Source organism: Bradyrhizobium sp. 27S5 (assembly GCF_037217225.1).
In the GTDB taxonomy this organism is placed as follows: domain Bacteria; phylum Pseudomonadota; class Alphaproteobacteria; order Rhizobiales; family Xanthobacteraceae; genus Bradyrhizobium; species Bradyrhizobium septentrionale.
Map to the genome: position 1 here is coordinate 8,344,274 of NZ_CP147714.1, position 25,266 is coordinate 8,369,539.

19 protein-coding genes and 1 riboswitch are annotated in these 25,266 nt (G+C 66.1%); of the genes, 11 read left to right on the forward strand and 8 right to left on the reverse strand.

Annotated elements, in window-relative coordinates; all coding sequences use genetic code 11:
• Window positions 1-126: 126 nt before the first annotated feature.
• From WDM24_RS39280 to WDM24_RS39290, 3 genes are all read right to left on the reverse strand, one after another.
• Window positions 127-930, reverse strand: a complete 804-nt coding sequence (locus WDM24_RS39280; protein WP_338829515.1) for an ABC transporter substrate-binding protein — start codon at window positions 928-930, stop codon at window positions 127-129.
• A gap of 284 nt (window positions 931-1,214) precedes the next feature.
• Window positions 1,215-1,988, reverse strand: a complete 774-nt coding sequence (locus WDM24_RS39285) for an ABC transporter ATP-binding protein (RefSeq protein ID WP_338829516.1) — start codon at window positions 1,986-1,988, stop codon at window positions 1,215-1,217.
• Window positions 1,985-3,028: an iron ABC transporter permease gene (locus tag WDM24_RS39290; protein WP_338692955.1), complete on the reverse strand. Its 1,044-nt coding sequence runs from the start codon at window positions 3,026-3,028 to the stop codon at window positions 1,985-1,987. Before WDM24_RS39290 ends, WDM24_RS39285 begins: the two co-directional genes overlap by 4 nt.
• Before the next feature lie 112 nt (window positions 3,029-3,140).
• Window positions 3,141-3,338, forward strand: a riboswitch (cobalamin riboswitch).
• Between the two features lie 109 nt (window positions 3,339-3,447).
• Here WDM24_RS39290 and WDM24_RS39295 point away from each other — a divergent pair.
• Together WDM24_RS39295 and WDM24_RS39300 are read left to right on the forward strand one after the other, a co-directional pair.
• Window positions 3,448-5,721, forward strand: coding sequence for a TonB-dependent receptor (locus WDM24_RS39295; RefSeq protein ID WP_338829518.1), 2,274 nt, complete (start codon window positions 3,448-3,450; stop codon window positions 5,719-5,721).
• Window positions 5,722-5,836: 115 nt separating this feature from the next.
• Window positions 5,837-6,010: a hypothetical protein gene (locus WDM24_RS39300; protein ID WP_165127318.1), complete on the forward strand. Its 174-nt coding sequence runs from the start codon at window positions 5,837-5,839 to the stop codon at window positions 6,008-6,010.
• Window positions 6,011-6,176: 166 nt separating this feature from the next.
• On the opposite strand, the gene WDM24_RS39305 is transcribed toward WDM24_RS39300, so the two are convergent.
• Window positions 6,177-7,424, reverse strand: a complete 1,248-nt coding sequence (locus WDM24_RS39305) for a hypothetical protein (RefSeq protein WP_338829519.1) — start codon at window positions 7,422-7,424, stop codon at window positions 6,177-6,179.
• 170 nt (window positions 7,425-7,594) lie between these two features.
• On the opposite strand from WDM24_RS39305, the gene WDM24_RS39310 reads away from it, so the two are divergent.
• Entirely contained in the window at window positions 7,595-8,818 is a 1,224-nt protein-coding gene (locus WDM24_RS39310; protein WP_338829520.1) for an MFS transporter, read from the forward strand.
• 68 nt (window positions 8,819-8,886) lie between these two features.
• Here WDM24_RS39310 and WDM24_RS39315 read toward each other — a convergent pair whose 3' ends face one another.
• Together WDM24_RS39315 and WDM24_RS39320 are read right to left on the reverse strand one after the other, a co-directional pair.
• Entirely contained in the window at window positions 8,887-10,476 is a 1,590-nt protein-coding gene (locus WDM24_RS39315; protein WP_338829521.1) for a CHAD domain-containing protein, read from the reverse strand.
• Window positions 10,477-10,728: 252 nt separating this feature from the next.
• Entirely contained in the window at window positions 10,729-11,181 is a 453-nt protein-coding gene (locus WDM24_RS39320) for a MarR family winged helix-turn-helix transcriptional regulator (RefSeq protein WP_166307649.1), read from the reverse strand.
• 78 nt (window positions 11,182-11,259) lie between these two features.
• Between WDM24_RS39320 and WDM24_RS39325 the strand changes: the two genes are divergently transcribed.
• From WDM24_RS39325 to WDM24_RS39335, 3 genes are all read left to right on the forward strand, one after another.
• Entirely contained in the window at window positions 11,260-13,068 is a 1,809-nt protein-coding gene (locus WDM24_RS39325) for a chloride channel protein (protein WP_338829522.1), read from the forward strand.
• A 189-nt stretch (window positions 13,069-13,257) separates the two neighbouring features.
• A complete protein-coding gene (locus WDM24_RS39330) occupies window positions 13,258-14,976 on the forward strand; it encodes an N-acyl-D-amino-acid deacylase family protein (protein WP_338829523.1) in 1,719 nt (572 codons plus the stop codon).
• Between the two features lie 272 nt (window positions 14,977-15,248).
• Window positions 15,249-16,331: an ISAs1 family transposase gene (locus WDM24_RS39335; RefSeq protein WP_338821920.1), complete on the forward strand. Its 1,083-nt coding sequence runs from the start codon at window positions 15,249-15,251 to the stop codon at window positions 16,329-16,331.
• A 34-nt stretch (window positions 16,332-16,365) separates the two neighbouring features.
• Here the strand turns inward: WDM24_RS39335 and WDM24_RS39340 are convergent, their stop codons facing one another.
• A complete protein-coding gene (locus WDM24_RS39340) occupies window positions 16,366-17,682 on the reverse strand; it encodes an MFS transporter (protein WP_338829524.1) in 1,317 nt (438 codons plus the stop codon).
• A gap of 223 nt (window positions 17,683-17,905) precedes the next feature.
• Here WDM24_RS39340 and WDM24_RS39345 point away from each other — a divergent pair, with 223 nt between their 5' ends.
• From WDM24_RS39345 to WDM24_RS39365, 5 genes are all read left to right on the forward strand, one after another.
• Window positions 17,906-18,664, forward strand: a complete 759-nt coding sequence (locus tag WDM24_RS39345; RefSeq protein ID WP_338829525.1) for a class I SAM-dependent methyltransferase — start codon at window positions 17,906-17,908, stop codon at window positions 18,662-18,664.
• Window positions 18,665-18,704: 40 nt separating this feature from the next.
• Window positions 18,705-19,358 (forward strand): ABC transporter ATP-binding protein, encoded by a 654-nt coding sequence (locus WDM24_RS39350; RefSeq protein WP_338829526.1) that lies wholly within the window; start codon window positions 18,705-18,707, stop codon window positions 19,356-19,358.
• Entirely contained in the window at window positions 19,355-21,814 is a 2,460-nt protein-coding gene (locus WDM24_RS39355; protein ID WP_338829528.1) for an ABC transporter permease, read from the forward strand. The genes WDM24_RS39350 and WDM24_RS39355 overlap by 4 nt, the downstream gene beginning before the upstream one ends.
• A 190-nt stretch (window positions 21,815-22,004) precedes the next feature.
• Window positions 22,005-23,102: a lipocalin-like domain-containing protein gene (locus WDM24_RS39360; RefSeq protein WP_338829529.1), complete on the forward strand. Its 1,098-nt coding sequence runs from the start codon at window positions 22,005-22,007 to the stop codon at window positions 23,100-23,102.
• Window positions 23,103-23,268: 166 nt separating this feature from the next.
• Window positions 23,269-23,658, forward strand: coding sequence for an MAPEG family protein (locus tag WDM24_RS39365; protein WP_338829530.1), 390 nt, complete (start codon window positions 23,269-23,271; stop codon window positions 23,656-23,658).
• A gap of 166 nt (window positions 23,659-23,824) precedes the next feature.
• Here WDM24_RS39365 and WDM24_RS39370 read toward each other — a convergent pair whose 3' ends face one another.
• On the reverse strand, window positions 23,825-25,015 hold the full coding sequence (locus tag WDM24_RS39370; RefSeq protein ID WP_338829531.1) for an ABC transporter substrate-binding protein: 1,191 nt from the start codon (window positions 25,013-25,015) through the stop codon (window positions 23,825-23,827).
• Window positions 25,016-25,266 lie beyond the last annotated feature (251 nt).

Sequence of the window (25,266 nt, forward strand, 5' to 3'; positions counted from 1 at the left end):
ACCCTGAGGTGCGAGCGAAGCGAGCCTCGAAGGGTCGACGGCCACACTGTGTCCGCGCGCATTTGGCGATATCGGGGCCGTGCATCCTTCGAGGCTCGCAAGAGCTCGCACCTCAGGATGACGGGGTTAATTAGAGCGCTCGGCGCTTACCCGCTGCAGCTCCGCCGTCAACCGATCCAGCGCATCGGCCAGCATCACGCCGCCGCAGACGGTGAGCCGCTCCGGCAGCACGATGCGCTTGCCCTCCGGATAGAACCGCTCCAGCGCCGGATGCAGCAGGAAGGCGCGGCCGTCATCCTCGGCGCGATCGCCGGCCTCCGCCACCAGGATGAAATCCGGCCGCAGTTTCACGATTGCTTCCAGCGAGGCAAATCCGCCGGCGTTGAAGCCGAGCTCGCCGGCGGCGTTGGAAAGACCCGTTGCCGCCAGCAGCGAGTTGACCAGGCTGCTCTCACCCGACACAAAGCCGCGCCGCTCCAGCGGCAGCACCCGATAATGATGACCGTCAGCCACCGCCCGCGCCCGCGCGATCGCCGCGTCGAGGCGCGCGATCTCGGCCTCCGCGCGATCCGGATGCTGCAGCACCTCGCCCATGGCGCGGATCTGGTCCCTCACCTCGTCCAGCGTGCGCGGCACCGTGAACTCGACGAGATGCAGCCCCTTCGCCTTCAGCAGATCGCGCGTCGCCCGCTTGTCGAACAGGCTGACGACGACGAGGTCCGGCTTGAGCAGCAGCACGTCCTCGGCCTCGCCGGACAGCCGCGGATAGTTTCGCGCCCGCTCGGCGGCCCAGGATTGCCAGGCATCGCGGGAGAAACGGCTGAGCCCGAGGATCTGGTCCGGATCAGCCAGCGACAGCACCAGCTGGTCACTGCAGACATTCATCGAGACGATGCGCGGTCCGGCGGCAGACGCGGCACTGGCGGACATGAGCCCAGCAAGAACGGAGAGCGTCAGCAAAAAGCAGAGCCGAGCGAGATGGCTGACACGCAAAAGGTGCGCCCCCTCTCCCGCTTGCGGGGGAGGGTTGGGGTGGGGGTAGCGCCGCAATGAACACTCTTCGAGTGGAGAAAGCCCCCGCCCGCATCGCATCTTTCGATGCGACACAGCCGAAGCCTCGCTTCGGCGTTTCTTAAGAACGGCCGCCGAAGGCGGCCTATGCTCCCCCGCAAGCGGGAGAGGTGAACCGAACTCGCGGCAGTATCTCGCCCGCATCACACGTCCGCCCACGGCACGATAACGGCCTCGCGCTGAAATTCAGCGCGGTAGGCGCTGACCCGGAACACGCTGGCGAGGACCGCTTCCGACAACGCCTCATCCGGCGGGCCTTGCGCCGCCAGCCGGCCCTCCGACAGCACCAGCACGTGATCGGCAAAGCGCGCGGCGAGCCCGAGATCGTGTGTCACCACGATGACCAAGACGCCGGTGTCGGCGACGTTGCGCAGCTTCTGCATCACGTCGATCTGGTGGCGCGGATCGAGCGACGCGGTCGGCTCGTCGGCGAGGATCACCGGCGCCTCGACCGCGAGCACCCGCGCCAGCGCGACGCGGCTGCGCTCACCGCCGGACAGCTCGGTGACGCGGCGGTCGCTGAATTCAGTGACGTCGACCGCCTGCATCGCCCGCAGCACGGCCTCCATGTCCTTCGGCGATAGCCGCGCCGGATCGGTCGCGCCATGCGGATAGCGGCCGAGCGCAACGATATCGCGCGCCGGCAGCGGCCAATGCACCATGTGCCCCTGCGGCAGATAGGCGAAGCGCTTCGCGCGCTCGCGCAGCGGCAGTGACGCCAATGCGTCGCCGCCAATCCGGATCTCGCCGTCGGACGGAATCAATCCGGCGAGCGCGCGCAGCAGTGTGGTCTTGCCGGCGCCGTTCGGGCCGACCAGCGCGACCAAATGGCCCGATGCCAGCGACAGCGACACATCGTGCAGCACCTTTCGGCTGCCGAGCGAAGCATCGAGCGCGATGGCGGACAGCAGCGTCATGCCACGCCTCCGCCGAGCGCGCGGCGTTCGCGCATGATCAGATAGAGGAAGAACGGCACGCCGATGATCGAGGTCAGCACGCCGACCTTGATGTCCGAGGTCGAGGGGATGATGCGCACCGCGATATCGGCCGCGAGCAGCAGCGCCGCGCCGGTCAGCGCGCTCGGCACCAGCAGCCGCGCCGGATCGTGACCGATCAGGGGACGCATCAGATGCGGCGCGACGAGCCCGATGAAGCCGATCGTGCCGGTGACCGCGACCGCGCCGCCGACGCCGAGCGCAACGCCCGCGATCACGAAGAGCCGCAGCCGCCCGACATCGACGCCGAGGCTCTGCGCGGCCTCCTCGCCAAGCGTCAGCGCACGGAACGCGTTCGCCTGGCTGAGCAGGATCGCGGCACCCGCGATGATGAAGGGCAGCGCCAGCGCCACATGCTGAAAGCTGCGGTCCTCCAGCGAGCCGAGCAGCCAGAACGCGATCTCCAGCACCACGAAGGGATTGCTGGAAAGATTCATCACCAGCGCGGTCGCAGCACCGGCGAAGCTCGAGATCGCAAGCCCCGCGAGGATCAGGATCAACAGCCCGGCATTGCGGCCGGCGATCGCGAGCAGCGCGAACACCGAGCCGAACGCGGCGATGATCGCCACCACCGGCAACGCGTAGGAGCGCACGTCGGCCAGGCCGAGCGCGATCACCAGCACCGCGCCGAACGCCGCCGATTGCGGCGCACCGAACAGCGACGGCGAGGCCAGCGGATTGCGCAGCAGGCCCTGCAGCGCCGCGCCTGACAGCCCAAGAATGCCGCCGATTGCGAACGCGAGAATGGTGCGCGGCAAACGGATTTCGCGCACGATCACCTGCGCCACATCGCTGCCGCCGCCGAACAGCGCCTCGATCACCGCGAGCGGCGACAGCCGCACCGGCCCGATGCCGAGCGAGATCACGCACAGCAGCACCACAAGCGCGAGCAGCGCCGCGGTGGCGCCCCATCGGCGCCGCGCCGCGACCTCGGCCGCCAAGGCAAAATCCTGCACGCTCATCGGATCCATGCTCTTACAGCGATCGCCGTGGCAGACAAGCGACACTCGACAAAAACCGTGGCCGTCTGACCGCCGCCCGACTTCCGCCGGATTGACTTTGCTGCCCGGCCGAACCCTAGATGAACATGACGGTTCTTTCATGAGATGAAAAGGGAATGCGGTGCGGGGAAACTTCCCCAAGGCCGCGGCTGCCCCCGCAACTGTATGCGGTGAATCCTTCGTCACGGGCCACTGGGAATCTCGGTCCTGGGAAGGCGACGAAGGGTAACGACCCGCGAGCCAGGAGACCTGCCGTCAGCCGTGGTCACACGCGAAGATGCCGGTCGGGGAGTACAGGCATGAGCTTCACCTGAGGCTGTTAGCACGATGGTGAGACTGGTTCGCGGTGACGTGCCACTGACGTTACCGAGGTCTCGCTTATGTCGTCCTACCCATTCCACCATTGGCGGCGCCGCGCGCTTCTGCTCGCGACGACGATGCTCGCGCCGGCAGTCTTCACCGCCGCCGCGCGGGCGCAGCAGGCGCCCGCTCCCGATCAACTACCGGCGATCGAAGTCACCAAGCCGGGCGAACAGAACGTCACGCGCGCCAAGCCCGCTGCAGACGAAGCGCCCGCACCGCGCCGTCCGGCGCCGGGCACCGTAGAGAGCACCAATGTGGGCGGCGGAAGCGGATCCGGCACCACAGGGACAGGCACGGCCACCGGGACCGCCGGCAACGGTGGCGGCGGCCGCCAATTCGCCGGCATTGTCGGATCGTCCTCGACCGTGATCACCGCCGACGACATCGCGCATTCGCCGGTGCAGTCGCTGCCCGAGATCCTCGCGCAGGTGCCGGGCGTGCAGCTGCAAACGCTCTATGGCGGGCCGAACGGCGCCAAGACCGCGGTCGACCTGCGCGGCTTCGGGGCATTCGCCACCGACAACACGCTGTTCCTGCTCAATGGCCGCCGGCTCAACGACGTCGACAAGGCCGGCTTCGACCTCACCACGATCCCGCTCGATTCGATCGCGCGCATCGAGATCACGCGCGGCAACAGCGGCGCCGTGCTCTACGGCGACAATGCGGTGGGCGGCGTCGTCAACATCATCACCAAGACCGGCGTCGGCGGTCCGCCGACGACGATGAGAGCCGAGGCGGGATTTGGCTCGTTCAACACCCGCATGGCCGCCGTCTCCGCGGCGCTCAATGCGGGACCGTGGTCCACCTCGTTCTACGGCAACGGCATCAAGTCCGACGGCTACCGCGTCAACAATGCGCTCGACCAGCGCAACGCGGTCGGCAGCGTCAACTACACCACGGCCGACCTCACCGCTTTCCTGACCGTCACGGGCAGCGACCAGAAGCTCGGCCTGCCCGGCGGGCGGCTGGTCGATCCGTCGATCGGGGTGAACGAGCTGCAAACCGACCGCCGGGGCAGCAGTACGCCGTTCGACTATGCCAACCAGCAGACCGCGAGCGTCACCGCCGGCTTCACCAAGACGCTGATCAACGGCGTCGACCTGATCGTCGACGGCGGCTGGCGGCAGCGCGATACCCAAAGCGGCTTCTTCGGCACGGTACCGACCATCAGCTTCGCCTCGACCTACAACGATGCCGCGCTGGAGACCTGGTCGCTGACGCCGCGGCTCAGCGTCAAGAACGTGATGCTGGGGATGCCGTCGACGATCCTCACCGGCATCGACTATTACGATTCGACGTTCCGTCAGGCACGCGGCGCGTTCCAGGGCGTCGACCCCTTCCACATCTACAATATCGAGCAGCAGAGCGTGGCCGGCTACTGGCAGCACACGCTCGGATTGCTGCCGACCACTGACTTCTCTTATGGCGCACGCGTCCAGAATACCAGCGTCTCGGCGCGCGATCGCTACGACCCGAATGCGCCGTTCGCGTTCGACGCGCAAGCGTCGCCGCTCGACAGCAACGAGACGCAATATGCGCTCCATGTCGGCGTCGAGCATCGCTTCACGGACACATTTTCGGTGTTCGGCCGCGCCGCGCGCGCATTCCGCACGCCCGATGTCGACGAGCGCGTCGCATCGGGTCCGTCATTCGACCCGCTGACCTTCCTGCCCATCGCGCAGAATTTTGCGCTCAAGACCCAGACGTCGGAAGACGTCGAGGGCGGCTTCCGGGTCAGGACCAACCGCTTCCAGGTCCAGACCAGCGTCTATCTGATGGATCTCGAGAACGAGATCCATTTCAACCCGGTGCTGTTCTACAACGTCAATCTCGACCCCACCCGCCGCTACGGAAGCGAGACCAGCGCCTCGCTCAAGGTCAGCGACAGCGTGACGCTGCGCGGCGGCATGGCGATCACCCGCGCGGTCTTCCGCGAAGGCATCTGGGCCGGCAACGACGTGCCGCTGGTGTCGCGCTACACCGGCAGTCTCGGCGTGACCTGGAATATCTGGCAGAACTATCTGGTGTTCGACGCCACCGCGCGCGCCTGGAGCTCGCGCATCATGGACAACGACCAGGCCAATACCCAGACCCGGATTCCCGCTAACGCCACCGCCGACATCAAGCTGAGTGGGCAAATTGACCGCTTCTTCTGGTCGCTCAGCGTCAACAACCTGTTCAACGCGCTCTATTACGACTACGCCATCGCGAGCTCGTTCACAGATGGCCGCTTCTCGGCCTATCCGCTCCCCGGCCGCACCTACATGGTGAAGGCTGGCGCAACGTTTTAGAGCATGATCCGGCGCGGCGGGGGTGTGATCCCGCCGCGCCGTCTCACTCCATTACAAGCGCCAGCAAACTGGGATAGAATTCCGGCAGCTGATTTAACCCGCGCAGGGGAAACGCATGGGCAAGGCCGGAAAGACGAGCAAGGGCGCCGACAAGCCCAGCAAAAAGTCCGACGAAAAGTCGAAGGCGCCTCCGCCACCCGCCGCGCCGCCGGACGACGAGTATGACGAGGATGGCGACATCGCCACGCCGAAGATCGACCGCTATGGCAATGACGACGAGCCGTTGTGAGGGATGAACGATATCCATCCCTGCGTCGTCCCGGCGAAAGCCGGGACCCATAACCACAGGGCCGAGTTGTTGAAGCGCGCTGTGGCCCCAGCGCGTCGCAACAATCATCATTAGTGGTTATGGGTCCCGGGTCGCGCTTCGCTTGCCCGGGACGACGAGAATGGGGTCAGCAAAACTCCGCACTCTCGATCTTCCTGATGCTGCGGCGATCCAGCAGATGCGCGCCAAAGCCGCCGCGCGCCAGCGATGAGGCGATCTGCGGCGATGCCAGCAGCAGCGCCGTGGTCATCGCCAGCGGCGCGGCGCTGAGCCAATCGAGCCGCACCGGCGTCAGCTCTTCCGTGCTGCCGCGATAGAGACCGTCACCCGCGGCGATGCGGCCGCATTCCCTGATCAGCTCGCGCCTTGTGCCGTCGCGCGACGCGCTGCCGAGCAGCGCCTGCATCGCCAGATGGGTCCGCACCCCGGCGCGGCCGTCTGCCAGCGGAGCCGGCGTCTCGTCAAGCGAGACGCGCAGCAGCAGGTCGACCAGATCGGTGCCGGACCGGTATGCGTTCATGGGCTCGACCAGCCGCGGGTTGCAGTCGATCAAGAGCGGCGTTGCGCTGTCGAGCGGCATGATGACATCGACCGAGAGCGCGCCATGCCAGCCGAGATGCGCGCCGATCGTCTCGAGCGCGGCGCGGATCGCCGGCCGGCTCACGCTCTCCTTGATCGCCTCGCCGCCGCCGACGCCGGCCGCGATCTGCCGGTAGGCGTGGAAGGCAATGAGAGTGCCGCGGCAAAACACCGATTGGGCCTTCTCGACGGTGCCGGTGATGAGGTCCTGCACCACCACCTCGCCGGCAAAATCGCCAGCGGATTCGAGATCGTAAAGCGCGCGATGGAGATCGCTGGCGTCGCGCACGAACCAGATGCCACGGCTGGCAGTGCCGATCGACGTCTTGACCACGGAGGGAAACCGCAGGCCGTCGCGCAGCTCCTCGACCGAGTTCACGATCCGGGTCGGCGGCTGCGGCAGGCCGAGCTGGTCGAGCAGACGGCTGAAGCCGGCCTTGCTGTGCACGGCGCGATAGCTGGTGAAATCCGGCAGTGCGAGGCCCACGCGCGGTTGCAGCCGTCCCTCGGCGCGGGCGAACAAGAATCCCTGTTCATGGATCGGCAGCAGCACATCGAAATGCCGCGACGCCAACAGACGCTCGACGAAGCGCAGGAAGCCCGCCGGATCGGTGCGCAGGGGCGGACAATGGTGGTACTTGCGGACAAAGCGGGAATAGCGCGCCAGGCACCAGCGCGAGGGATCGCAGATTTCGACGTGATGGCCGGCCAGCCCCAGGATCGTGATCGCCTCGCGGCCGGAGGTGCTGGAGCCCTCTGACACGAGCACCCGGAGCGGCTTTTTGGCGTCGATCATGACCGATCATCGCCGCGCCGCCACGCTTTGTCGCCGCCATTAATGCCGCATGTGTCGATCCGGCACGCCCACTCCGGGGGCAGCCATGCAGGCGCGTTCATGGACAATTAGCAGCCAGCCTCTATTTTCGGCGCGCCCTGCCGGGCGTTGGGAAAAGGGTTGTCTCAAAAATGGTCGACGTTCTGGCCGCACCGCAGCAAGCAAGAGCCGACAGCGCGGTGCGCACGCTGACGGGGATTTCGGTGGCCCATTGGGTCAGCCATTTCCATATCTTCGTGCTGCCGATGCTGTTCCCGTTCCTGAAGCAGCAGCTCGGCGTCGGCTATGTCGAGCTCGGCCTGGCGCTGACGGTGTTCGCGGTGGTCTCCGGCCTGACCCAGGCGCCGATCGGCTATCTCGCCGACCATATCGGCGCGCGCAAGATCCTGCTGATCGGACTGACGATCGGCGGCTGTGCGCTGATCGGGCTCGGCCTGCATCTCAGCTATCCCTCGCTGATCGTCTGCGCCGTGCTGCTTGGGCTTGCCAACAGCGTCTATCATCCGGCTGACTACGCGATCCTCTCGGCCCATATGGACGAGGCGCGCATGGGCCGTGCCTTCTCGATCCACACCTTTGCCGGCTTCCTCGGCGGCGCGGTGGCGCCCGCGATCATGGCGGCGCTGGTCGCCTCGATCGGCGGCCTCGGCGCGCTGATCGTGGCCGGCGCGGTCGGTCCGCTGGTGGCGTTGTTCCTGATCGTGCTCGGCATTCCCGATGCCGGCGCCAACAGGAACAAGGCGAAGGACGACAATGCGCCGAAGGCCAGCGTGATCACGCCGGCGCTGATGGTGCTGACCGCCTTCTTCACACTGCTCAGCCTGTCGACCTCGGGCATCAACAATTTTGGCGTGGTGGCGCTGATGGGCGGTTACGGCGCATCGTTCTCCACCGCCAATATCGCGCTGACCGCGTTCCTCGGCGCCAGCGCCGCCGGCGTGCTGGCGGGCGGCTATCTCGCCGACTGGACCCATCGTCACAGCCAGGTCGCGGCGGCCTGCTTCGCGATCAATGCCGTGCTCGTGCTGCTGATTGCGCTGATGGACCTGCCGCCCGTCCTGCTCACGCTGGCGATGGGGCTCGCCGGATTCCTTGGCGGCGTGATCGCGCCGTCCCGCGACATGATGGTGCGCAACGCCGCGCCTCCCGGCGCCGCCGGCCGCGCCTTCGGCATCGTCTCCACCGGCTTCAACTTCGGCGGCATCGTCAGCCCGCTGCTGTTCGGCTGGATCATGGACCAGCACATGCCGCACTGGGTGTTCGGTGCCTCGGTGGGCTTCATGGTGCTGACCGTGCTGCTGGCGCTGGTCACCGAGCGCAAGCCGCAGCCCTCCGAGGCTACAATCCGGGCGTAGCCCCGTTCGGCAACCCGGCGCGGCAGGCTCACCGCGCATCGCGCTAACCTCCAGAGGAGCTGCCAAACTCACCGGCCCCAGAATGCCGGCGTCGTCTTGAACCGCCGCCAACTCTTGCGCAGCGTCTTCGCCACCGCGATCTGATCGCGGGCCAGCCAGCCGGCCATCGCGCCGATGCCGAGATGGAGCGCAGGCTGGTCGTCCTGCCGGATGGCATGGAGCAGCGTGCGCGTGCTTCCGATGTCGCACACCCGCCCGAGACTGGCCTGCAGCCCGGCGAGCCGCTTCACGTAGCGCTTCGCCGGCGCGTGCGCGGCATAAAGCGGCAGGAAGAATTCCGCCGCATAGCGCAGCTTCTTGAGGTTGATTCTGAGATTGTGCTGCGCATGGATATCGAGCCGCCGGAAGCGCGCACCCCGCTTCAACGTCTTGCGATGCAATCGTTCCAGAATTTTATCGGCGAGCACCGGCATTGGTTGCGACAGGACAGCCAGCGCTTCGCTGTCGATCTCGTTGCGCCAGCTGCGGCGTTCCACCACCTGCCCCAGCGAGAGCAGGAAGCGGCTGCAACGGGGATCGGCCAGAACGCTTTGCAAGGCGCCGTAGCTCGACTTCCGCTGCTGTTCAACCGCCTGGCGGAGGCCATCCAGGTCGATATCCGGAGCCGCGCGGGCCAAGCGGGCGATCGTCTCCTTGGCGAAGACGTCCCAATCCCGGGCCCGGCCGAGTTGCCGCATCAGCCATTTTGCTTCGCTGTTGACCGCCAGAAATGCCGGCGACGGAATGTCGCGCCGGAACAGCGCACAGATCGTCCGCAAGCGCCGCAAGGCCACCCGCATCTGGTGCACGCCTTCGGGGTCCGATCCCTGCTCGGCCACCGCGTGGTTTTTCAAAAGATGGTGCCAGCAGGAGCCCACCAGCAGTGCGATGACGTCGTCGACCACAAGCTCCGCGGTAACGCCTGACAACTCGGCTTTCGCTGCCGATGGCGCGACGTCAAACGCAAGCGCATAGCCGCGTTCCGACTTGCTGCGCGTACCAATCTGCAGCGGCGCGGCGTCGAGCAACTGCGCTCCGAGATCGAACAGGACGCCGGCATTGCCGCTCTTCAGTTCAAGCTCGATTTCCGACAGGACCTCCTGGCGCGCATTGGCCTCGATCGTCCCCTCATCGAAGACGACTTCAACCGACGCATCTGGCAGATCGAGCTGCCGTGCGTGCCGGCGCACCTTGGTCGCGAAAACCGGCACCAGCGCGTCGTTACTCAGCGCCGCCAGGGGATCGCCGACCTCGTCGACGGGGAGTCGCGCCAGATCAGGGGCGATGCTTTCAACCGGCGCTTCCCATTGGCGTCGCATCAGAGGCTGCGCGCCGTTGGGGGAAAGCTTCAGCGTCTGGATGAAGGTCTTGCCGCTGCGTCGCACGCGCAATGACATGCCATGCTGAAACAGCAGTCGCTCCGGCGTGTCGTAATACACCGTTTCCAGCCGGTGAAACGCGCCGCGATTGCGCGCATGCTGCACGATGCAAGGTGCCTCGCGCAGTTTTTCGAGGCTTCCTTGCGGCGCAAGCAGCTTGAGTTCGATTTCCGCCTGATCGCCATGCCCGACGGCAATGGCAGTGCCCGCATCGATCACGACCGGCTGCCGCTCATTCAATGATATCGCCCCCAGCTTGGTGTATGAAGGTTTCATGACAATGACAAGGCGTACCCTTGCACGACAGCGTGCATTGCGACGAATTGTACCTAAATTCACGCGGTGAAGTTGAAGTGGGTTGCGCCGCCATCCAAGAGCGAGAAACGCGTGCCACGCGTTTTCGATGCTTGTTCATCAACGCAAGCAACAGGTTCCGCGATATCAGGCCGGGACCGCGCGCCTGACGCGCGATGCGTTGTGCATGCGACGCGGTCAGCCCGACCGCCGCGACAGCACCTGTTTGAGCAACGGCTCGATCCGCGACAGCTCGTCGAGATGAACCGCAGACAGTTCGGCGAGATGATCGGCCGCAAGGCCGGTTAGTTTCAGCAACACCCGCCGCTGGTCGGCGGGATCGAGCACGCGCTCGACCAATCCGGCCTCGGACAGCCGGTCGACGAGCTCGACCGTGGTGTGGTGACGAAGCCGCAGCCGCTCGGCCAGATCGCCGATCGTGACCGGCCCGCCACCCGGATACCCCTTGATCGCCAGCAGAGCCTGATGCTGCCGCGGCGTCAGCCCCTCGGCCTTCGCGGCGTCCTGGCTGAACTCCAGAAAACACCGGATCAAATAGCGGAACTGCGACAGCGCCTCGTAATCGGCCTGGGTGGGAACCCGCTTCCGGTTCCTGGCCGGCGATTTCGCAGGCCTTTTCAACGCTGCCATTCGATGTCTCCCGCTTGTAATTATATCGCAATGCGATATGACGCCCGGCGTCCACTTCATCCGAGCCTTACGCCACCCATGAGCGTCATTTCCACCAAATCGAGCGCCTCCGCCAACAACGCCTCCAAGATCGGCGACAAGGCCAGTCATCTTCTGAGCGACTTCACCACCGATCCGCGTGTCGTCGTGATCTCGGCGATCGCCGTGTTCGTCGCCGCCGCCGGCGTGCTGGCCGGGGCGGGCCTGCTGCAGCTGATCAAGCTCGCCACCAACATCGCCTATTTCGGCCGGTTCAGCTTCGCCGATCTGAAATTGCAGGATTCGCCGCTTGGTCTCTGGACCGTGCTGGTGCCGGTCGCTGGCGCGCTGATCATCGGCCTGATGGCGCGCTTCGGCAGCGAGAAGATCCGCGGCCACGGCATTCCGGAAGCCATCGAGGCGATTTTGCTCGGCCGTTCCCGGCTCGACCCCAAGGTGGCGATCCTCAAGCCATTGTCGTCGGCGATTTCGATCGGCACCGGCGGTCCGTTCGGCGCCGAGGGCCCGATCATCATGACCGGCGGCGCGATCGGCTCGCTGATCGCGCAGATGCTTCCGGTGACGGACAACGAGCGCAAGACCCTGCTGGTGGCCGGCGCCGCCGCCGGCATGACCACGGTGTTCGGCACCCCGATCGCCGCGATCATGCTCGCGGTCGAACTGCTGCTGTTCGAATGGACGCCGCGCAGCTTCATCCCCGTCACCGTCGCCGCCGTGGTGGCCGCGGTCGGGCGCACCTTCCTTCACATGCCGGCGCCACTGTTCCCGTTCGCGGGCGGCGTCGACATCTCGGTGCTGCAACTCGGCGCCTGGATGCTGATCGGAATCCTCTCCGGGCTGCTGTCAGGCGTGCTCACTCAGCTGGTTTATGGCTGCGAGGACATTTTCCTGAAGCTGCCGATCCACTGGATGTGGTGGCCGCTGATCGGCGGCCTAGTCGTCGGCCTCGGGGGGCTCATCGAACCCCAGGCGCTCGGTGTCGGCTATGACAATCTTGCCGCGATGCTGAGCGGCGACGTGGTGCTGAAGGCGGCACTGCTGCTGCTCGTGGTGAAGGCCGTGATCTGGTCGGTCGCGCTCGGCTCGGGCACGTCGGGCGGCGTGCTGGCGCCGCTGCTCATCATGGGCGGCGCGATGGGAACGGTGCTGAGCGGTTACCTGCCGCCCGCGAGCCCCGGCTTCTGGGCGCTGCTGGCGATGGCGGCGACGATGGGCGGCACGATGCGCTCGCCCTTGACCGCGACCTTCTTCGCGGTCGAGCTCACCGGCAACACCCATGTGCTGCTGCCGCTGATCGCGGCCTGCGGCACCGCGCATGGCGTCACGGTGCTCTTGATGCGGCGCTCGATCCTGACCGAGAAGGTCGCGCGGCGCGGTCATCATCTGGTGCGCGAGTACCGCGTCGATCCCTTCGCGCTGACGCGCGTGCGCGACGTGATGACCAAGGCGGTCGAGACCGTCTCCGACACCATGACGCTGCACGGCGCGGCAGCCTTCCTGACCAACCCGAAGACCGGGCACCCGAGCTTCCCCGTCGTCGACGCCAACCATCACGTGCTCGGCGTGATCGACCCGCCATCCGTGCTGCGCTGGCGCCGCGCCGGCAAGCATCGCACCGCGACGCTCGGCCAGCTGCTGGCCGGCAGCAAGATCACCGTCGCCTATCCCGATGAATATCTCGACCGGCTCGCCGACCGCCTGATGCAGGTCAACGTCTCGCATCTGCCGGTGATCTCGCGCGAGGATCAGCGCCTGGTCGGCTATATCGGCTGGAAGGACCTGATGCGGGTGCGCGTCCGGCTGCAGGCCGAGGAGACCCAGAAGACAGCCTTCTTCGGCGCGCGGTAGGTGTTCAGGCGGCTTCCGCGGCGGCGGGTCATCGACCCGTCGCGGAACAAATTTCCGCCGGGCGGTCGCACTCGATCCTCACTGGCAAATCGTCGCCAACGCATCCCAGAGCTTCATCGGCGATGGTTGACAGCATCAGGGGGTCACCCATGATGCCGGCAACCAAGAACAGCCTCGGGATGAAACGCCATGACCTCGACCCCAGACCTCGTGATCCGCGGCGGCACCGTCGCCGACGGCAAGGGCGGCGACCTCTATGAAGCCGATGTCGCGATCTCTGGCGGCAAGATCACCGAGGTCGGCAAGGTCTCCGCAAAAGGCAGGGAAGAGATCGACGCCAAGGGCAAGCTCGTCGCGCCCGGCTTCGTCGACGTCCACACCCATTACGACGGCCAGGTGACCTGGAGCAAGGACATCACGCCGTCGTCACAGAACGGCGTCACCACCGCGATCATGGGCAATTGCGGCGTCGGCTTCGCGCCGTGCCGGCCGAGCGATCACGTCAGGCTGATCCAGCTGATGGAAGGCGTTGAGGACATCCCGGAGCCGGTGCTGAGCGCCGGCATTCCCTGGGCCTGGGAAAGCTTCCCCGATTACATGGAGTGGCTGTCGAAGCGCAGCTTCGACATGGACATCGGCGCGCAACTGCCGCATGCAGCGCTCCGCGTCTATGTGATGGGCGAGCGCGGCGCGCGCCGCGACCCCGCAACGCCTGACGACAACAAGGCGATGGCGGCACTGGCTGGCGACGCAGTGCGATCAGGCGCGCTGGGGTTCTCGACCTCGCGCACGCTCAACCACCGCACCTCGACCGGCGACTACACACCGACCTTGAAAGCCGGCGAGGACGAATTGACCGCGATCGCCGGCGCGATGCACGGCGTCGGCCGCAGCGTGCTGCAATTCGTGCTCGACCAGAGCACCGTGCACGAAGATCTGCCGATGATGCTGCGGGTCGCTGAAAACACAAAGTGCCCGATCTCGTTCTCCGTCGCCCAGGCCGACAAGGCGCCGCGGCGCTGGCGGCAGACCATGGACACCATCAATGAAGCCGCCGCCCGCGGCTTGTCGATCACCACCCAGATCGCCGCGCGGCCGGTCGGGCTGTTGCTCGGGCTGGAATTGTCGCGCAACCCGTTCCAGACCCATCCGAGCTACCGTGCCATTGCAAAGCTGCCGCTGGCCGAACGGCTGACCCATCTGCGCCGGCCCGAGATGCGCGCGGCGATCCTGAGCGAGAGCGCGACGGCGACCGACGATCCGCTGTTCTTCCGGCCGAACTACGACAAGATGTATCTGTTGGGCAATCCGCCGGACTATGAGCAGCCTCCGGAGAACGCGCTCGGCCCGCAGGCGCGGCGCCAGGGCCGGCAGCCGGAAGAACTCGCCTATGACGCGATGCTGACCGACGAGGGCCGCGGCATGCTCTATGTGCCGTTCCTCAATTACGCCGACGGCAATCTCGATGCCGTGCATGAAATGCTGCGCGAGCCGAGCGCGGTGCCCGGCCTGTCCGATGGCGGCGCGCATTGCGGCATCATCTGCGATGCCAGCTTCCCGACCTATCTCCTGACGCACTGGACGCGCGACCGCAGCCGCGGCGAGAAGCTCTCGATCCCGTTCGTGGTCGCGGCGCAGTCGCGCAAGACCGCGTTGTCGGTCGGTCTGCATGATCGCGGCGTGATCGCGCCGGGGTTCAAGGCCGACGTCAACGTGATCGATTACGACCGCCTGCATCTGCATCCGCCGAAGGTGCATTACGACCTTCCGGTCGGCGGCCGCCGCTTGCTGCAGCAGGTCGACGGCTACGACGCCACCATCGTGTCAGGCGTGGTGACCCAGCGCGACGGCAGAGCCACCGGCGCGCGGCCCGGCAAGCTCGTGCGCGGTGCGCAGGGGTTGAACTGAAATAGACGGAGAGACACAGCCGCGGCTTTACCCTCCCCTGAAAGGGGAGGGTCGACGCGAATGAAATGAGCGGCGGGGAGGGGTCAGCTCTCTCCGCGGAAACGCTGCCCGAATGGAGAGATGACCCCTCCCCGGCTCGCATTCCGCGGTGCTTCATGCGAGCCGACCCTCCCCTTTCAGGGTAGGGGAATCGCATATGGCTCAGGAGGGGTGTTGCCAAGCGGTTGGAACTGGATTCTTTGGGGGTCTCTCGATTGTCGAGGGAGACCCAAATGCGCAAACTCAGGCGCCTGTTTCGACCGCTCAAGGATCCACGCGCCGGCAACACGCGACACGATTTGTTGGAGATCCTCGTCATTGCCTTGGCGGCGACGCTGGCCGGCGCCAAGACCTGCACCGAGTTCGAGTTCTTCGGCAAAGGCCGAGAGCAGCTGTTGCGGAAGTTCCTGGAGCTTGGACACGGTATTCCTAGCCACGACACGTTCAGCAACGTCTTCCGCGTGCTGGACCCGAAGGGTCTGGAAGCGGTTTTGCGTAAGTTCAGCAAGAGCTTCGGCGTCAAGGGCGTGGTCAGCATCGACGGCAAGGCGTTGCGCGGAGCCTTCACGCGTGGCCGGCGGGCTACGCCGCTACATATGGTCAACGTCTGGGCGGCAGGCACGCGCATGGCGTTGGCGCAGAGAAAGGCTCCCAATCGCAACGAGATTGCCGGCGCTCTCGAAGTCCTCGCCCTGCTCGATCTGGATGGTGCTCTTGTCACCGCCGACGCCTTGCATTGCCGGCCCGACACGGCGCAGGCCATCCGCGATCGGAAGGGCCACTATGTATTGGCCATCAAGAGTAATCGCGGCCGGCTCTTCAAAGCCGTCAAGGCGCTGCTCGATACGGCCCGGAAGCCAGCGCGGGCGAGCCAGCGAAGGACATCGGCCCACGGCCGCATCGAGCGCCGGCAGGCCATCGTCGTGCCGGCCCCAGACTTGGCAAAGCAATACAGCTTCCCTGCTATCGCTGTCGTCGGTCGCATCGATAGTTGGCGCGCCAAGGCCGGCAAGACAGCCAAACACACGGCCCGATACTTTCTGGCCTCACGCCGGTTGTCGGCCAAGAAGCTGCTCGAGGCCGTCCGCGCCCACTGGGGTATCGAGAACAACTTGCATTGGGTTCTCGACGTTCTGTTCGACGAAGACGCCTGCCGTAGCCGCAAGGGCCATGCCGCCGAAAATCTTGCCGCCATCCGAAAGCTGGCACTTAACGCTCTACAAGCCACGCCAGGTCCCACGCGCACCAGCCACAAAATGCTCCAGGCCAGATGGAATAACGACTTCCTTCTCTCCGTCCTCGCCCATATGCGATAGCCCTACCTTTCAGGGGAGGGTGAAAGATACCCCCTTACGTCGGCGACATCGCGCCTTTGATCGTGCCCGCCGGCTGCGACGGGCCGGTCAGCCGCGCGCGCTCGGTGTTGGGCCACAGCAGCAGCAACCCGAGCACGCCCGAGCCCACCATGATCGCGGCGTTGATGGTGAAGCCGGTCATATAGCCCGCCATCGGCGTGGCGGCGTGCTGGATCACGTTGCCCATCACCGTCGGCGCCAGGATGCCCGAGATGGTGTACAGCGCGCCGTAGATCGCGATCACCGCGCCGCGCTGCGACACCGGCGTGAACTCGCCGAGCATCGGCGGGCACACCACATAGATCGAGCCGCACAGGCCGGAGCCGATCACGAGGGCCGCGATCATCAAGCCGCCCGGTGGGGCATAGGGCAGCGTCGCGAGAATGCAGCCGCCGACGATCAAGGGCGCCGCGCCGAGCACGCCGCGCGCACCGCGCGTGGTGAAGCCGCGCGCCAGCATCAGCTGGGAAATCCACCCCGTCAGCAGCACGATGGTCGCACCGAAGATCCAGGGCAGGATCGAGACGAAGCCGGCCTGCTGCTGCGAGAAGCCGAGTCCTTCGATGATGAAGGAGGTGAACCAGGTCAGCCCGAGCGACAGCGCCCAATAGGCGCCGAAGGTCGCGACCACGCAGCCGATGAAGGTGCGCGAGGTCAGGAGCTTCCAGTAGGAAATCCGTTGCTCGTCGGCGGCCGCGGCCGCTGTCGACACCAGCGGCCCTTCCTTGCCGAACGCGAACCAGGCGACGGTCCAGATCAGGCCGACGATGCCCAGCGCGCCGAAGGCGTGATGCCAGCTGTGATTGACGATGATCCAGTTCAGCGCGGGCACCGCGAGGATCACGCCAAACGCCGAACCCTGCGACAGGATCGCGGTCGGCAGCGTGCGCTTCTCGTCGGGAAACCATTTGTAGATGGCGTGCGCGGCGACCGAGAAGGCCGGTCCCTCGCCGGCGCCGAGGATGATGCGGCAGATCACCAGCGTCGTGTAGCTGACGGTGCCGATCATCGGAAATTGCGCCAGCGACCAGATCACCGCCAGGATCAGCAGCACCCAGCGCGTATCGACGCGGTTGACGATGAAGCCGACCACGATCGCCGAGATCGAGAACAGGATGAAGAAGGCCGAGCCGAGATCGCCGAATTGCTCCGGGCTGAGACCCATGTCCTTCCGGATCGGCACGCCGGCGAGCCCGACCACGATCTTGTCCGCAAAGTTCACCACCATGAACAGGAACAGCAGGAAGGTGATTGTCCAGGCGCCTTTGGGCGTCCCCTTCGACATCCCTCCGGGCGTCGGTTGCGTGGTCATGTCTGGCTCCCCGTCGTTTCGTTTTTGGCTTCGTAAAATCGGCCCCAACTGGCGATGCTAGCCACGCCTCGCCACGCAACGCAACACCGCATTTCCTCGGGGTCGCACGCCCCGGCGCGCCGCTAACGGCCCGATCACGATCGCGTCGTCACGCCCGTGAAGCGGTGATCTGTCATGTCCCCCCTGCTATGTTCGGGGCCAACGAAAAGCCCGGGGTTATTTCATGAACAAATCGATCCTACGCGCGGCCACCTGCGTTGCACTTGTGTCCGCCGCGCTGCTCGCCGTGCCTCAAGTCCGCGCACAGGACGTCGCCGCTCCCGACTATGCGGCGATCGTCGCCTCGCCCGACCGTAGCGATGCGGATCGCCAGGTCGACCAGCGCCGCCAGCCGGCCAAGATGCTCGCCTTTGCCGGCGTCAAGCCCGGCATGACGATCCTCGACATGGCGGCGAGCGCCGGCTACAGCACCGAGCTGTTGGCGCGCACCGTCGCCCCGTCGGGCAAGGTCTACGCGCAGGATTCCGCTGCCGTCCTCGAGCGTTTCGTGAAGGACAAGTTCGACATTCGCGCGAAGGCGCCCGCGATGAAGAACGTCGTCCATGTGGTGCGGGACTATGACGACCCGATCCCGCCCGAGGTCAAAAACCTCGACATGATCACCTTCTTCTTTTTCTATCACGACATCACCTATCTGCCGGTCGACCGCGCCGCGATGAACAAGAAGATGTTCGCCGCGCTCAAGCCCGGCGGCTTCCTGGTGATCGCCGACCACTCGGCCAAGCCGGGCGACGGCACCAATGTCGCCAAGACCCTGCACCGGATCGAGGAGAGCACCCTGAAGCAGGAGATCGAGGCCGCCGGCTTCAAGCTGGTGGCCGAGGGCGATTTCCTGCATCATACGGAGGACCCGAAGGACATTCCCGTCTTCAAGGCGCCGGTGCCGATCGACGAGTTCGTCCTGAAATACCAGAAGCCTTGAATGAGGCACGGCCATCGCTTCATCTGACCAGACCGCCGCGGTGCTTCGCGTCACCGGCCTGACCAAGAGTTATCGCTCTGCCGGCGAAGACGTCGCGGTGCTGCGCGGCGTCGACCTCGCGGTTGCGACCGGCGAGAGCGTCGCGCTATCGGGTGAATCCGGCAGCGGCAAGAGCACGCTGCTACATCTGATCGCCGGGCTCGATGCCGCCGACGGCGGCGAGATCAGGCTCGCCGATACCGTCGTCTCCCAGCTCAACGATGCCGGCCGCGCCGAGTTGCGCCGTGACCGGATCGGCCTCGTGTTCCAGCAGTTCAACCTGATCCCGAGCCTGACGGTTGCGGACAATCTGGTGTTCCAGTCGCGCATCGCCGGCCGGCACGATGCCGCCTGGCATGACGAACTGGTCGAGCGCCTTGGGCTGAAAACCCTCCTGAAGCGCTATCCCGAGCAATTGTCCGGCGGCCAGCAGCAGCGCGTTGCGATCGGCCGCGCGCTGGCGCCGAAGCCGTTGTTGCTGCTCGCCGACGAGCCGACCGGCAATCTCGACGAGGACACCGCCGACGAGGTGCTGCGGCTGGCGCGCGATCTGGTGACGCGCACCGGCTGCGGCTTCCTGATGGTCACCCACAGCGCGCGGCTCGCCGCAACGCTCGACCGCCAGGTCAATCTGCATGCCGGAGTAATTGCGTGAGGCGCGCGCTCTGGATCCTCGCCGTGCTGCTCAGCCATTGGCGACGGCATCCGATGCAGCTCGCAACGCTGCTGATCGGATTGATCTCGGCAACCGCGCTGTGGAGCGGCGTCCAGGCGCTGAACCAGCAAGCCCGCATCGCCTATGACCGCGCTGCCGCGACCTTCGGCGGCTCGCGCACCGCAATGCTGGTCGCCAGGGACAGCGCGACCTTCCCGCAAAAACTGTTCGTCGATCTGCGCCGCGCCGGCTGGCGGGTGTCGCCGATGCTGGAAGGCCGCGTCCAGATCGACGGGCGCAGCTTCCGCCTGCTCGGCGTCGAGCCGGTGACGCTGCCCTCCGAGGTCGGCAACGCGCCGGCGATCGGCCGCGGCAACCTGCAATCCTTCGTCACGCCTCCAGGCGAAATGCTGGTGGCGCCTGAGACGCTGCGCGATCTCGGCCTCAAGGAAGGCGAGCGGCCGCAGGCCAACGGCACGAGCTTGCCGCCGCTGCGCGTGCAGGCCGAGCTCGCGCCCGGCGCGCTGGTCGTCGATATCGGCATCGCGCAGGACATCCTGAAAATGCCCGGCCAGGTGTCGCGCCTGCTGATCGGCAAGTCCAAAGCGCCGCATAGCACGCTTGAAAGCGTCGCGGGTGACAAGCTGCGTCTGGTCGAGCCGAGCGCGGAGAGCGACCTCGAACGCCTCACCGACAGTTTCCATCTCAACCTCACCGCGTTCGGCCTGCTGTCGTTCTTCGTCGGCCTGTTCATCGTCAACTCCGCGATCGGGCTCGCCTTCGAGCAGCGGCTGCCGATGCTGCGCACGCTGCGCGCCTGCGGTGTCTCGGCGCGGATGCTCAACACCGTGCTGGTGATCGAGCTGGTGTCGCTGGCGCTGATCGCCGGTCTGATTGGCCTCGTCTGCGGCTATTTCATCGCGGCGGCTTTGCTGCCCGACGTCGTGGCCTCCTTGCGCGGGCTCTACGGAGCGCAGATCCCCGGACAGCTGTCGCTCAAGCCCATCTGGTGGTTCGCCGGCATCGCGATCAGCATTTTCGGCGCGCTCGCCGCAGCGGCCGCGAGCCTCGCCAAGGCGATCCGGATGCCCGTGCTGGCGACCGCGCAACCGCAGGCCTGGCAGCAGGCGCAGCGGCGCTGGCTTATGCTCCAGAGCGCGGCGGCGCTCGCGGTGTTTGCGCTCGCCGCCGGCCTGATCCAGTTCGGCGATTCCCTGATCGCGGGCTTTGCCGTGCTGGCGGCGCTGATGCTCGGCGCGGCATTGATTTTGCCGATGGTCCTGCAGATCGCGCTTGCATTCGGGCAGCGCAGCGCGCGAGCGCCTGTTAGCATCTGGTTCTGGGCCGACAGCCGCCAGCAATTGTCGGGCCTGTCGCTGGCGCTGATGGCGCTGCTGCTCGCGCTCGCCGTCAATGTCGGCGTCGGCACCATGGTGGAAAGCTTTAGCCGCACCTTCCTGATCTGGCTCGACGGCCGGCTCGCCGCCGACGTCTACGTCAGCGCCGCCAGCGACACGCAGGCGAAGGAGATCAGGGCCTGGCTGCACGACCGGCCTGAGGTCGAGGCGATCCTGCCCGGCGGCCGCGCCGACACCCAGCTCGGCGGCGCGCCGATCGAAGTGCTCGGCCTGCCCGACCACACCACCTATCGCGACAACTGGCCGCTGCTCGAGAGCACCGCCAATGCCTGGGTCAGGCTCCGTCCCGGCGACACCTGTCTGGTCAGCGAGCAGCTGTCGCGGCGGATGAAGCTTGGCCTCGGCGACCACATCGAAGTGCCCGCCCCCGGCGGCGCCTGGCCGCTCGAGATCGTCGGCATCTATGCCGATTACGGCAACCCCAAGGGGCAGATCGCGGTCAACTACGCCGCGCTGACACGGCGCTTCCCGCAGACGCCGATGACGCGGATGGGCCTGCGCGTCGCGCCCGACAGAATCGCGCCGCTGATCACGGCGCTGCAGGAGAAGTTCGGCCTCGACGACCGCAACGTCGCCGATCAGGCGACGATGAAGCGGGAATCCAAGCGGGTCTTCAATCGGACCTTCTCGGTGACGGCGGCGCTCAACGCCTTCACCCTCGGCGTCGCCGGCATTGCACTGTTGACCAGCCTCCTGACACTCGCCAATTCGCGGCTGCCGCAGCTTGCGCCGCTGTGGGCGATCGGCCTGACGCGGCGGCGGCTCGCGGCGCTCGAACTCTTGAAGACCATGGCGGTGGCGCTGATCACCGCGCTGTTCGCGCTGCCGCTCGGACTGCTGGTGGCGTGGTGCCTGCTTGCGATCGTCAATGTGAAAGCGTTCGGCTGGCGGCTGCCGTTCCAGATCTTCCCGCTGCAGCTGATCGAGCTGCTCGCGGTGGCGATGGCGGCCGCGCTCTGTGCGGCGGCGCTGCCGGTCGCTAGACTGGCGCGCATGCAGCCGGCCAGCCTGATCCGGATTTTTGCCAATGAGCGCTGAGACATGAAGAGGCCACGCAGCTGCCGCGACGGAACTCTATTCCCTCTCCCGCTTGCGGGGGAGGGCCAGGGTGGGGGTCTCACCGCGAGTCATATTGGGGAGAGAGCCCCCACCCGTATCGCATCTTCGATGCGATACGACCTCCCCCGCAAGCGGGAGAGGTGAAGCGAGGTTGCGGATGCGTCGGTCCATGCAACAGACATTCGCTACTAGCGCTGATATCACGCGCCGTGCCTTTGCCGGCGGCGCGCTAGCGCTTGCGCTTGGCGGCAAGAGCTTTGCGCAGGGCTTTGCCGGTCTCGGCGAGAATGCTGAAGGCTTTGCTGCCGTCACGCCGGGCAAGCAGTTCGCGTTTCCAGCCGATCATGGCCCGCATCCGGAATTCCGGATCGAGTGGTGGTACGTCACCGCGAACCTGTCGGATGCGAATGGCGTAGCCTATGGCACGCAATGGACGCTGTTCCGCCAGGCGATGAAGCCCGGCGGGCCGGTCGAAGGCTGGGCCAACCAGCAGGTCTGGATGGGCCACGCGGCCGTGACCAGCGCCGCGACGCATCGCTTCAGCGAGACCTTTGCGCGCGGCGGTGTAGGTCAGGCCGGTGTCGACGCGACGCCGTTCCGGGCCTGGATCGATGCCTGGGAAATCCGTGGCCTCGATGGGTTCGATGCGCAGATCGTCGCGCCGCTCGAGCTCAAGGCCTCCGCCGCCGACTTCAGCACCACGCTTCGGCTTGCCGCCGACCGTCCGCTGGTGCTGCAGGGCGATCACGGCTACAGCCGCAAGTCGGATCGCGGACAGGCGTCGTACTATTACAGCCAGCCGTTCTACAAGGCGTCCGGCCGCATCGCGATCGACGACAGACCGGTCGAGGTCACGGGCATGGCGTGGATGGACCGCGAATGGAGCAGTCAGCCGCTCGCATCCGACCAGACCGGCTGGGACTGGTTCTCGCTGCATCTGCCCGGCGACGAGAAACTGATGCTGTACCGGCTGCGCCAGAAGGACGGCCGCGAAAACCTGTTCGGCAACTGGATCACGCCGGACGGCCGCTCGACCGAGATCGCGGCGAGCGGCAACAGCATCGCGCCGGTTGCGATCACCGAGATCGACGGCCGCAAGCTGCCGACAGCGTGGCGCGTCGCCCTGCCCGCGCGCGGCCTTGCCATCGAGACCGCGCCACTCAATCCAAAGAGCTGGATGGGAACCAGCTTCCCCTATTGGGAAGGCCCGATCCGCTTCACGGGAAGCCACGCCGGAATCGGCTATCTTGAGATGACCGGGTACTAGAGCGGAATGAGTTTGAATCAGTTGGGCGGCAAACTCACTGCACCTCTCCCGCAAGCGGGAGAGGGAACGCAGTTCCGACGCCGCTGATAATCGCTCTGCCTGTCACACCGGTCGCTGCTGCTCCGTCATGACATCGGGGCCAACGGAACAAGAGGACACGTCCGACATGTACCACTACACGGCCATCGTCACCTGCCTTGCCGTCGCGTTCTATTTCTTCACCTCGCTCGAGGTCGCGCGCGCCCGCGTCGCCTATGGCGTCAAGCTGCCGGCGATCTCCGGCCATCCGGATTTCGAGCGTATCTTCCGTATCCAGATGAACACGCTGGAATGGATGCCGATCTTCCTGCCGTCGCTTTGGCTGTTCGCGATCTATATCGGCGATGCCGCGGCCGCAGCCATCGGCGCGCTCTGGGTGATCGGCCGCATTGTCTACTTCACCGGCTATCGCGAGGCGGTGGCAAAGCGCAGCCGCGGATTTGGCATCCAGGCGATGGCGTGCATCGTGTTGTGGGTCGGCGCGATCGGCGGCGCGGTGTCGCGGCTGATCCATTGAGGGCGCCACATACTCCGCCGTCGTCCCGGCGAACGCCGGGACCCATAACCGCAGCAACCAGTTTTGCGAAGGCTGGGGCCGCAGCGCAGCAGAGCAACTAACATCGGTGGTTATGGGTCCCGGCCTTCGCCGGGACGACACCGATACTTGTTGCCCCAACCGCGCGTCACTTGGTCAGCGGGCAGCCGCTGTCCTTGGCGCTGAAGAACGCCTTGTCGCCCGGCACCACGGCGAGCTGCTTGTAATAGTCCCACGGCTTCTTCGATTCCGACGGCTTCTTGACCTCGAACAGATAGAGGTCGTGGACCATGCGGCCGTTGGCGAGCACCTTGCCCTTGGCAAAGGCGTCGTCGACCGGCAGCTCCTTCAGCTTCACGGCGACCGCTTCGCTGTCCTTGGTGCCGGCCGCCTTCACGGCCTTGAGGTAGCTCAGCGTCGCCGAATAGGTGCCGGCATGGATCATGCTCGGCATCCGGCTGGTGCGCTTAAAGAAGCGCTCGCTGAAGGCGCGCGAGGCGTCGTCGTGATCCCAATAAAAGCCCTCGGTGAGCACGAGGCCTTGGGCTGCCTCCAGCCCGAGACCGTGCACCTCCGACAGCGTCATCAGCAGGCCGGCGAGCTTCTGGCCGCCCCTGACGATGCCGAACTCGGCGGCCTGCTTGATCGAGTTGGTGGTGTCGAGCCCGGCATTGGCGAGCCCGATGATCTTCGCCTTCGAGCTCTGCGCCTGCAACAAGAAGGAGGAGAAGTCCGACGAGTTGAGCGGCACGCGGACCGAGCCGACCACCTTGCCGCCCTTCGAGTGGACGATGTCGCTGGTGTCCTTTTCCAGCGCGTACCCGAAGGCGTAGTCGGCGGTGAGGAAGAACCAGGTGTCGCCGCCCGCCTCGGTCAGCGCACCGCCGGTGCCGACCGCGAGCGCGCGGGTGTCATAGGCCCAGTGGAAGCTGTAGGGCGTGCAGGCATCGCCCGAGATGCGCGAGGTCGCCGCGCCGACCACGATGTCGATCTTCTTCTTTTCCTTCGACAGCTCCTGCACCGCGAGCGCAACCGACGAGGTGGTGAGCTCGGTGATCATGTCGACGTTCTCGACCTCGTACCAGCGCCGCGCGATCGCGGTCGCAAGGTCCGGCTTGTTCTGATGATCGGCAGTGACGATCTCGATCTTCTGGCCCAGCACCTCGCCGCCGAAATCCTCGACCGCCATCCGTGCCGCCTCGAGCGAATACTTTCCGCCGTAGTCGGCGTAGACGCCGGACTGATCGTTCAGAATACCGATCTTGACGCCTTGGGCCATCGCCGGCGCCGCAAGCATCAGGCTGCACGCCGCAACCGCGGCCAAAAATCCCGACTTCATCGTTATGCTCTCCCAGCAGTCTTGATCAGGAAAAATCGGCGCGACATTATTTTATAACCCTGCGCCTGCCCATCCCTTCCCGCTCAGCCAATAGTATGGGCTCAACTCCGCAGCACGACCTCAAACCCGTCGTCCTGAGGTGCGAGCCTTGCGGCGCAATTGCGCCGCTGGGCGAGCCTCGACCGGCGAACGGCCACCAGCCGGGCCGTGCACCCTTCGAGACGCGCGTTCCGCACTCCTCAGGGTGACGG